The sequence below is a fragment of the Maribacter sp. ACAM166 genome, assembly GCF_005771495.1.
Taxonomy (GTDB): domain Bacteria; phylum Bacteroidota; class Bacteroidia; order Flavobacteriales; family Flavobacteriaceae; genus Maribacter.
Genome location: NZ_VAUW01000041.1, coordinates 26,668 through 33,895 on the forward strand (window position 1 = coordinate 26,668; position 7,228 = coordinate 33,895).

Annotated in this window: 12 protein-coding genes and 1 pseudogene; 2 read left to right on the forward strand and 11 right to left on the reverse strand. The window is 33.1% G+C overall.

The window, feature by feature from the left end:
* Positions 1–233: 233 nt before the first annotated feature.
* From ES765_RS18485 to ES765_RS23000, 5 genes are all read right to left on the reverse strand, one after another.
* Positions 234–461: a hypothetical protein gene (locus tag ES765_RS18485; protein WP_138115829.1), complete on the reverse strand. Its 228-nt coding sequence runs from the start codon at positions 459–461 to the stop codon at positions 234–236.
* Between the two features lie 296 nt (positions 462–757).
* Positions 758–1,006: a lipopolysaccharide assembly protein LapA domain-containing protein gene (locus tag ES765_RS18490; protein WP_138115830.1), complete on the reverse strand. Its 249-nt coding sequence runs from the start codon at positions 1,004–1,006 to the stop codon at positions 758–760.
* Between the two features lie 12 nt (positions 1,007–1,018).
* A complete protein-coding gene (locus tag ES765_RS18495; protein WP_138115831.1) occupies positions 1,019–1,333 on the reverse strand; it encodes an HPF/RaiA family ribosome-associated protein in 315 nt (104 codons plus the stop codon).
* 108 nt (positions 1,334–1,441) lie between these two features.
* Positions 1,442–1,795, reverse strand: coding sequence for a hypothetical protein (locus ES765_RS18500; RefSeq protein ID WP_138115832.1), 354 nt, complete (start codon positions 1,793–1,795; stop codon positions 1,442–1,444).
* Between the two features lie 249 nt (positions 1,796–2,044).
* Positions 2,045–2,137 (reverse strand): hypothetical protein, encoded by a 93-nt coding sequence (locus ES765_RS23000; protein WP_249356579.1) that lies wholly within the window; start codon positions 2,135–2,137, stop codon positions 2,045–2,047.
* Here ES765_RS23000 and ES765_RS22450 point away from each other — a divergent pair.
* Positions 2,118–2,294, forward strand: a complete 177-nt coding sequence (locus ES765_RS22450; protein WP_249356585.1) for a hypothetical protein — start codon at positions 2,118–2,120, stop codon at positions 2,292–2,294. The two genes, ES765_RS23000 and ES765_RS22450, sit on opposite strands and share 20 nt — an antisense overlap.
* Before the next feature lie 42 nt (positions 2,295–2,336).
* Here the strand turns inward: ES765_RS22450 and ES765_RS18510 are convergent, their stop codons facing one another.
* The 3 genes from ES765_RS18510 to ES765_RS18525 all read right to left on the reverse strand — a co-directional run bounded on the left by ES765_RS18510 (position 2,337) and on the right by ES765_RS18525 (position 4,193).
* The gene (locus ES765_RS18510; RefSeq protein WP_249356582.1) at positions 2,337–2,729 is read right to left on the reverse strand and encodes a DUF302 domain-containing protein; all 393 of its coding nucleotides are present in this window, start codon (positions 2,727–2,729) and stop codon (positions 2,337–2,339) included.
* Positions 2,730–2,733: 4 nt separating this feature from the next.
* Positions 2,734–3,606, reverse strand: coding sequence for a hypothetical protein (locus ES765_RS18515; RefSeq protein ID WP_138115833.1), 873 nt, complete (start codon positions 3,604–3,606; stop codon positions 2,734–2,736).
* A 257-nt stretch (positions 3,607–3,863) separates the two neighbouring features.
* A complete protein-coding gene (locus ES765_RS18525; RefSeq protein WP_138115834.1) occupies positions 3,864–4,193 on the reverse strand; it encodes a hypothetical protein in 330 nt (109 codons plus the stop codon).
* Between the two features lie 255 nt (positions 4,194–4,448).
* Here ES765_RS18525 and ES765_RS18530 point away from each other — a divergent pair, with 255 nt between their 5' ends.
* Complete coding sequence (locus tag ES765_RS18530; RefSeq protein ID WP_138115835.1) at positions 4,449–5,015, forward strand: 3'-5' exonuclease; 567 nt, start codon at positions 4,449–4,451, stop codon at positions 5,013–5,015.
* 135 nt (positions 5,016–5,150) lie between these two features.
* Here ES765_RS18530 and istB read toward each other — a convergent pair whose 3' ends face one another.
* The 3 genes and pseudogenes from istB to ES765_RS18545 all read right to left on the reverse strand — a co-directional run.
* A complete protein-coding gene (istB, locus tag ES765_RS18535) occupies positions 5,151–5,912 on the reverse strand; it encodes an IS21-like element helper ATPase IstB (RefSeq protein ID WP_138115836.1) in 762 nt (253 codons plus the stop codon).
* 11 nt (positions 5,913–5,923) lie between these two features.
* Entirely contained in the window at positions 5,924–6,883 is a 960-nt protein-coding gene (locus tag ES765_RS18540; protein ID WP_249356583.1) for a Mu transposase domain-containing protein, read from the reverse strand.
* A gap of 196 nt (positions 6,884–7,079) precedes the next feature.
* Positions 7,080–7,228 (reverse strand): annotated as a pseudogene (locus ES765_RS18545) (IS3 family transposase); the annotation flags it as partial.

The window sequence follows — 7,228 nt, forward strand, 5'->3', positions numbered from 1 at the left end:
TTATTGTGGTTTTTGTAAACGGAAAGATAGAAAAAGAGTATTTTACATGAAATGACCTAGGTCAATATAGGCCGCTTTTCGGAAATAAAGAAAAATAAGAGTGAGAAGGTAAAATCATGGTATAAATAAACCTACCCATAATTGAACTTTCAATGTTTGTGACAGATTGGTTGCTTCCTAAGGAATTATTATTCAATTCATAATAACACTTAGGTTTTTCAAAATTTGGTTTATCAAATTCCTGAATCAGGTCTTCCTTTCAATCGAATGTCAATTCTTTTTTTCTTAACGGTTAACCGCTTCATTGCATCCATTAAGGTTGTATCTTTTGTCTTCTTATAAATCTCGTTGATTGCTAATACAAGTCGTTTTGCTTCTCTTGAAGCTGTCACTCTATCACTAGTGGTCATATGACTCATTTTGGCTTTTTCAAATACTGCTGCTTCTTGTAAAATGGTCATAATTATTGTTTTGTTTAAAGTGTTATCTATTGTTTTTTGGTTTTGCATTCGCATAAAATGAAGAAATCTTCTACTGACTCCTAAACACAGAGTTAGTTGATAAAAAAATCAAATAATTCTGTATAGTTGTTCTTTATGTCTATTTTTTATAAAATTAATATATCCCTCTATGGAAACATCCGAAATGACCTAGGTCATGGAAAAAAACATTCAAGTGAAAATCAATACTATACACCACCTGTTGTTACTGGCTATTATATATTTTCTACTTCCTTTTCAGAATTTACGCCAATGGTTTACTGTAATTCAGAAATAATTTTTTTGTCTTTTTTTAATGTAGATTTAAGAGCAATAATTATTGGTGTTAGAATAAAAATTGCAATTATCATACCTAAAGAGAATAAGGAAAAAATCAATAAAGCTAATGATGTTTTAGTGTTCCAAAATAATATAGCAATACTTACTTCACTGGTATTTTGAAGCGTGAATACAACAATAAATATTAGTGTGATAATTGTTAATATTATATAAGTTGTTTGTTTCATTTTAAGTGGATTTTAGCTATTTTTAATTCGTCCTAGAATGGTTTCTATCGCAGTTTCTATTTTAGTAAGAGCACCTGTTAACGCAAGCTCAATGTTATCAGCTTGATTTGTGGCAACTATCGGTTGTCTGCCTTCAAGTCTAGCTTCTAGCAGACACGAAATATCATTCAATCCGTCCTTTTTCCCATTTTCGTCTTTTAGATGAACTTCTATTCTAGTGATATGTGATTGGTACCTTTCCAAAGATTCCTTAACTTGAGAATTAAAGTATTCTTGCATATTTTTATCCCCACTTATTGTCTTATCAGTATTTATTTGAATAATCATATTTTAATTTTAGGTTTCTATTTACTTTTATTTTCATCCAGATTATTGTTATGACGACTTTTTAATTGAGGTCATTTTCAGATTCTATTCTCTAAGAAGATAATGTCATTAATGTATGTTCTCAAAATGATTTTTAACAAATGCATCTTTTTCATTATCCGTCATCTTATCTGCTGATTCAATATCAATTTTTACATCCTTAAAATGTAAATTGGCATTCAGGTAATTATGCAGTTCTGTTTTTGCATTTGTTGGGCCAAATAAGAGCACATGATTGTATTTCAAAATGGCATCAGCAACTTCTTTATAATAGCCTTCATGGATTTGTTGCCGTTTATTATACATAAGGTTTTCACTTCTATTCAATGCTTCTTCTTTTGTATTAAAAGTGAATTTTGATATTATAGAACGACTATTTTTCGTAGTACTTAAATCAATCAAATTTGGGGTTGAATGATCCATCCAGCTACCTAAATATTTTTTGTGTTTTCATTTTTTTGATTTTATAAGTAATTATTAATTTGTGGCTTTTTCATTCGTGGTCGATTAAGATGGGTTTTACCTCAATAATCATTTCCATAGTGATTTTTGACTTAATGGAATTGGAAATTAAACAAGCATTTTCAGCTTTTTGTAAAATGCGCATCGCCTTATTTGTATAAATCTCATTTTGAATTACAACTGTAGGTTTAAGCAGGATTTCACTCAACATTAATTTACCTTCAACCATTTCCAATTTACCTGACAGCTGAAACTTGTGAAATTAAGTGTGGAATTATCGGCTATGGCTAAAAAAGTAGTCATTAAACAACTACTAACAGCAGCCACTAACAAATGTTCAGGCGACCAAATTCCTTACATTCCTTTGGGAAATTCCGGTGGTGTGGCAACTTCAATACAAACACCATTTTTCTTGTTCAATTCAGGAGAACACATTATGCCTTTGCGAGTGTTTTCCTAATTTATATCTACATTATAATAGTGTGGTTCCATGATTAAAAGTTTAAATCTTATTTAAAACGTTTATTAATTTTTCTTGAACTTCTTTTGCAGGGATTTCTAAATCGACGTTTCCAACAGTACCCATCGCAACAGATGGGTCAATAATAGCAATTTCAACATCACCATTTGCTAATTCACGTAGCGTTACATTACAAGGCAACATGGTGCTTATGGTTGGTTCTATACTAATTACTGTATCAGCATAACTGGGATTACATGCACCTAAAATCAGGTGGGGCAAATAATCTTTATCCAATTTATTTTTTATGGTTGCTTGTATGTCAATTTCAGTAAGCACGCCAAAACCTTCCTTTATTAGTTCTTCTTCTACCTTTGGGCGAATAGCTGCTACGGTAGTTCCGCTAATTACTTTTGAGTTGTAATATTTCATCATCTGTTTATTTAATTAATAATAAATAGCTATCGATAGCACTATTAATCCAATGTTCAACGTCTGGTTCTATATTTAAGTAATCGCCTGGTTTTAATGTCTCTTTAACACCATTTTCATTTTGGAATACAATTTCTCCAATTATGCAAATCAATAAAGCAGGTGTTTTACTTTGGTGTTTCGATAATTCAGCACCTTTTGATAAGTGTATGTTTTTGGTTACTCCTTCTTCGCCTTTAAATAAAGCTACAGCCGAAACCTCATTGGCTACGGGATGTAATTTTTGAATGTTCATTGACTTACATGTTATTTTCTCAATTTTCTGAAGGACCGAATTATTTAAATGTTCATATTCATCGACCTGCATATCAAATAGTTGTTCTACTAATTTTACGCATCCGGTATTTTTATCATATTCTCTTCTGTCCACAACTGGTTCGGAATATAAATGCAAACACACTGAGCGATTTTCATATGAATTGATATATCTGTAAATAGTTTTTGATTTTTGCATATAAGAATAACTCTGAGAATTTAACAGGATTGAACTAACTTGTTCAAGTTCCTTTTTTGCCGTTGATAATCGATACCGCTCTTCTATAAACTGCCCGGATATTGGGTGTATCCATACTTCTTCAGGATCAATATCATGTATTGGACCTTGCTGGCCTTTTTCCCAGCATGACAAAATCAATTGATACTGCTTAGTTGAAAAAAGGCTTACTATTCCCGGCCGATTTTCTCTGAACATAAAATGTCTCTCCCATTCTTTAAGCGGTATCTGTATGTTTTTCATCACATTTAGGTGGCAGCTTTCGGTCTTATCTATTTCACATCTATTGAGTGCAAGAATGAGTTTTTCTATCGTTTTTATTTTCATTTTAAATGTGTTTAATTGTTTTATTTTCCTGCATAGTCATCTAGAAAGTTAATATCTCCTAGCGTTGTTACTGCCTTAAATTTAGGAGCTTCGTCTCCTATTCTAGGCATTGCGGTAATATATTCTTTTCCATTATTGTTTCCATTTCTATAGCTATTAATACTAAAATTACGAACACGAGCTATATTTCGAAATGACCTAGGTCAGTATTTACAAATAATTGAAATTCAAATAAGTAAAAGATGAGTTATACCATTTTAAATAGTGTACATTGTAATACATATAAGCACATCACTTACTTCTTCCTTCAAGTCTTCACCCGTTGTTTTATTTTCTTTATCAAACGACCCACAAGAGGCGAAGAAAAATACAATTGAAAACAAGGAAATTATTTTATTCCATCCTTCTTTAAAAGATTCAGAAGCTAGTGAAAACGCATTTTTCACTTCATCCCATTTCTCTTCTGATGTATTTTCCAGTTCCGTATATTTTCCCTCAAGGGCAGTCTTTTTTGACTCTAATTCTTTTAGAGATTCCTCATATTTTGATATAGCATCGCCCTGTACAGAATCTTTTTTTGCTTTCAACTTGTTGATTTTAGCAGATACTTCATCTAAGGCCGTTTCTAAAATAGTTTTTTCTTTTTTTTAAATACATAATAGTAAGGTTTTTGTGAAACCATCAAGTTAATGTATTTTTATCAGGAACGGAAAAGGCTTCCGAGGTACGAGGATTAGTTCAACGTATATAAAACATATTAGCCTGAAAAAGGACACTGATCATAGCCCTGTCGATGTGGGTAATGCAAAAACCGACTCAAATTAATATTGAAAACAATAAATATGTATCTATTTTTTGACACAGAAACAACAGGACTACCTAAAAATTGGAAAGCACCTGTGACGGATTTAAATAATTGGCCAAGAATGATTCAAGTTGCGTGGATTTTATGTGATAATGAAGGGAATCGAATTGAATCATACGATTGCATTATTAAGCCCGAAAATTTTAGTATTCCTATCGAATCTTCAAGAATTCACGGAATCTCTACAGAAAAGGCTATGAACGAAGGTCAAAATCTTGAAGAAGTGCTTTCCAAATTTAATGAATTGGCAGAAAAATCAAATTTTATTGTAGCACACAATATTAGTTTTGATGAAAAAATTATTGGAGCGGAATTATTAAGAAAAAGAATTCATAGCAACTTTGAAGGAAAAAGAAAATTATGCACTATGAAATCTGCAACTAATTATTGCAAAATTTCTGGAAATTACGGATATAAATGGCCTAAATTGTCAGAATTACATATAAAACTATTTGGAGTTGATTTTGACGAAGCACACGATGCTTCGGTTGATATAAATGCAACAGAAAAGTGTTTTTGGGAAATGATGTATATTTCACTTTAAAAGTATACCAGTCCTTCAGTTTAAAAGTATACCAATTTTATTAAATAAAAAAGGTCTTTCTAAGAAAGGGGATATCCCCTTTCTTAGAAAGACCTGGTTCTCGTATTCTGGGGCGATATTTTTTGTTTAGTGGTTTCATTTACTATTCATTTGTTTGGTTTCTCTTAATCGAAAGGAATCTCCATTCATGTTGATTAAGTGTGCTTTATGTGTAAGTCTATCTACTAGAGCAGCTGTTAAAATGGGGTCTCCAAATATTTCTTCCCATCTATCAAAGCCTAAATTTGTAGTTATTATGGTTGCTTTTCTCCCGGTTCGCAGTGATAGATGATTAAACAGAAGTTCTGCTCCCGACTTATCAAAGGAGACATACCCAAATTCATCACAGATTACTAAATCGTATTTTTCAAAGCGAAGTTCTGTTTGCCGTAATATGCGTTGTGAGTGTGATTCCCTAATTTGTGTGAGCAGTTTATGGGTAGAGGTAAAAAGCACTTTGTACCCCTGCATACAAGCTTTTAAACCTAAGGCTATGGCGAGATGTGTTTTTCCTGTGCCGGGGTTACCTGCAAGTACAATGTTTTGTCCCTTTTCTATAAAATCCAAACGTTCTAATTCTGGGAGTTTATCCTTAGCATCAACAGGTAAAAGATCTCTTTGTAAATCGCTTAAATACAGTTTTGATGGAAAGCATGCTTGGCGTATCTGTGCTTTTTTTCTGTTTTCTAAGCGCTCTTCATATTGTTTTTCCATTAAACTTTTCAGGTAGGTTTCATAAGTATCGTGGGTTTTGGCGGATTCTTGTGCCAATTCCTTAAAATCTTGTCTAAACACAGGGAGTTTAAGTTCTTTACTATAGGTTATTATTTGGTTGTCTATATCTTGTGTGGTATTCATTTTTTTTGTTTTTAATTTAATAGCTTACTAATTTGTGCTAATTGTTCTTTGGCCAATTGGGTGGTTTTATCCAGTACTATGGCATTGTCGGTAAATGGATTTTGAGTGTTACCTAGCAGTGCCTTAAGAGCTTCCACAGTTACTTTTTTACCTATTCTTGTAATCCTCTTTAAGGTGTCTTTTAAAGCTTCATTCTTTATCTGATGCGTTTTCAAATACGTTAGCAAGGCTATAAAATCACGGGGCGATGCTGCAAAATGAGTGGTGTATATTTCTTTTAAATACACATCACTAATAAGGGCTACACTATTGGGTAGTGCGCCTGGTTTTCTTTTAAAGGTTTCTAAGTAATGGACAATATTTATTACCCAACCATGTGAGCCGTTGTGAAGCTCATGGGTAGCCACTAACAGATAGGTATCTTTGTGGTATACTTCTAAACGGTTGCTAAAACGTTTTACCCATACAAACTTACCTACCAAGGTTTCGGGTACCGAGTATCTATTACCTTTATAAGATATAGTGGCGTATTTATCGGTGCGAAGCTCCATACCTTCTGCACATTCTAGTGCCCCTAAACAGGGGAATAACTGTGTTTTTTCTTTTTCAAACAACTCCATGGCTGTTTTTGAGGTACCTTGTTGCTTGGTGTTGTTCAAGGTCTCTAGAGTAGTCAGTAAATGGCTTTGAGCCGATGCTAAATCGGTGAAACCATCTTGTATTGCAAAGGCCTTACGCCGTATATATTCTACACTACGCTCTACATGGCCTTTTTCATTGCCTTTTCTTGCATTGCAAAAACGATGGCTAAATAAGTAGTGCCCTCGTAAATCTAATAAGGCTTGGGTGGGTTCTTTATGATACTTACCAACAAACTTAGATACTGCTACACGCATATTATCATAAACCATTTCTTTGAACGATCCTTGGGTGTGATTGAAAAAGGCAACATGAGATTCCATAAAAGCCATGGTGTCTTGCTTGTTGTAAAGCTGTGCATAGCGATAATTACTATAGCTTGATGTGAATACCGCTAATTGAAAACGGGTTAACTTATCGTTAATAGTTAGTTTTACCTCGCCCCAGTCAAACTCGCAACTACTACCAGGCTCATAGTGCTGGCGTATAAATGGACTTGCAACAAAAAAGTGGACAATTAGATAAGAGTCATGCTGCTATTTGTTGATTGTACATTTCGTTTTCAAATTCTTCTATGGTTTTATACCCCAATGTAGAGTGCATTCTTCTTCTGTTGTACCAAGTTTCTATCCATTGAAAGACTGATAGCTCGGCTTCTGATCTAAGTCCATAACTAT

What these genes read in the sequence shown, in the direction of transcription:
- ES765_RS18485 (WP_138115829.1), bottom strand. Translation starts at nt 461, where the DNA reads ATGACCATTTTACAAGAAGCAGCAGTATTTGAAAAAGCCAAAATGAGT.
- ES765_RS18495 (WP_138115831.1), bottom strand. Translation starts at nt 1,333, where the DNA reads ATGATTATTCAAATAAATACTGATAAGACAATAAGTGGGGATAAAAAT.
- istB (WP_138115836.1), bottom strand. Translation starts at nt 5,912, where the DNA reads ATGAATACCACACAAGATATAGACAACCAAATAATAACCTATAGTAAA.
- ES765_RS22450 (WP_249356585.1), top strand. Translation starts at nt 2,118, where the DNA reads ATGGCTAAAAAAGTAGTCATTAAACAACTACTAACAGCAGCCACTAAC.
- ES765_RS18490 (WP_138115830.1), bottom strand. Translation starts at nt 1,006, where the DNA reads ATGAAACAAACAACTTATATAATATTAACAATTATCACACTAATATTT.
- ES765_RS18530 (WP_138115835.1), top strand. Translation starts at nt 4,449, where the DNA reads ATGTATCTATTTTTTGACACAGAAACAACAGGACTACCTAAAAATTGG.
- ES765_RS18510 (WP_249356582.1), bottom strand. Translation starts at nt 2,729, where the DNA reads ATGATGAAATATTACAACTCAAAAGTAATTAGCGGAACTACCGTAGCA.
- ES765_RS18500 (WP_138115832.1), bottom strand. Translation starts at nt 1,795, where the DNA reads ATGGATCATTCAACCCCAAATTTGATTGATTTAAGTACTACGAAAAAT.
- ES765_RS23000 (WP_249356579.1), bottom strand. Translation starts at nt 2,137, where the DNA reads ATGACTACTTTTTTAGCCATAGCCGATAATTCCACACTTAATTTCACA.
- ES765_RS18540 (WP_249356583.1), bottom strand. Translation starts at nt 6,883, where the DNA reads ATGGCTTTTATGGAATCTCATGTTGCCTTTTTCAATCACACCCAAGGA.
- ES765_RS18515 (WP_138115833.1), bottom strand. Translation starts at nt 3,606, where the DNA reads ATGAAAATAAAAACGATAGAAAAACTCATTCTTGCACTCAATAGATGT.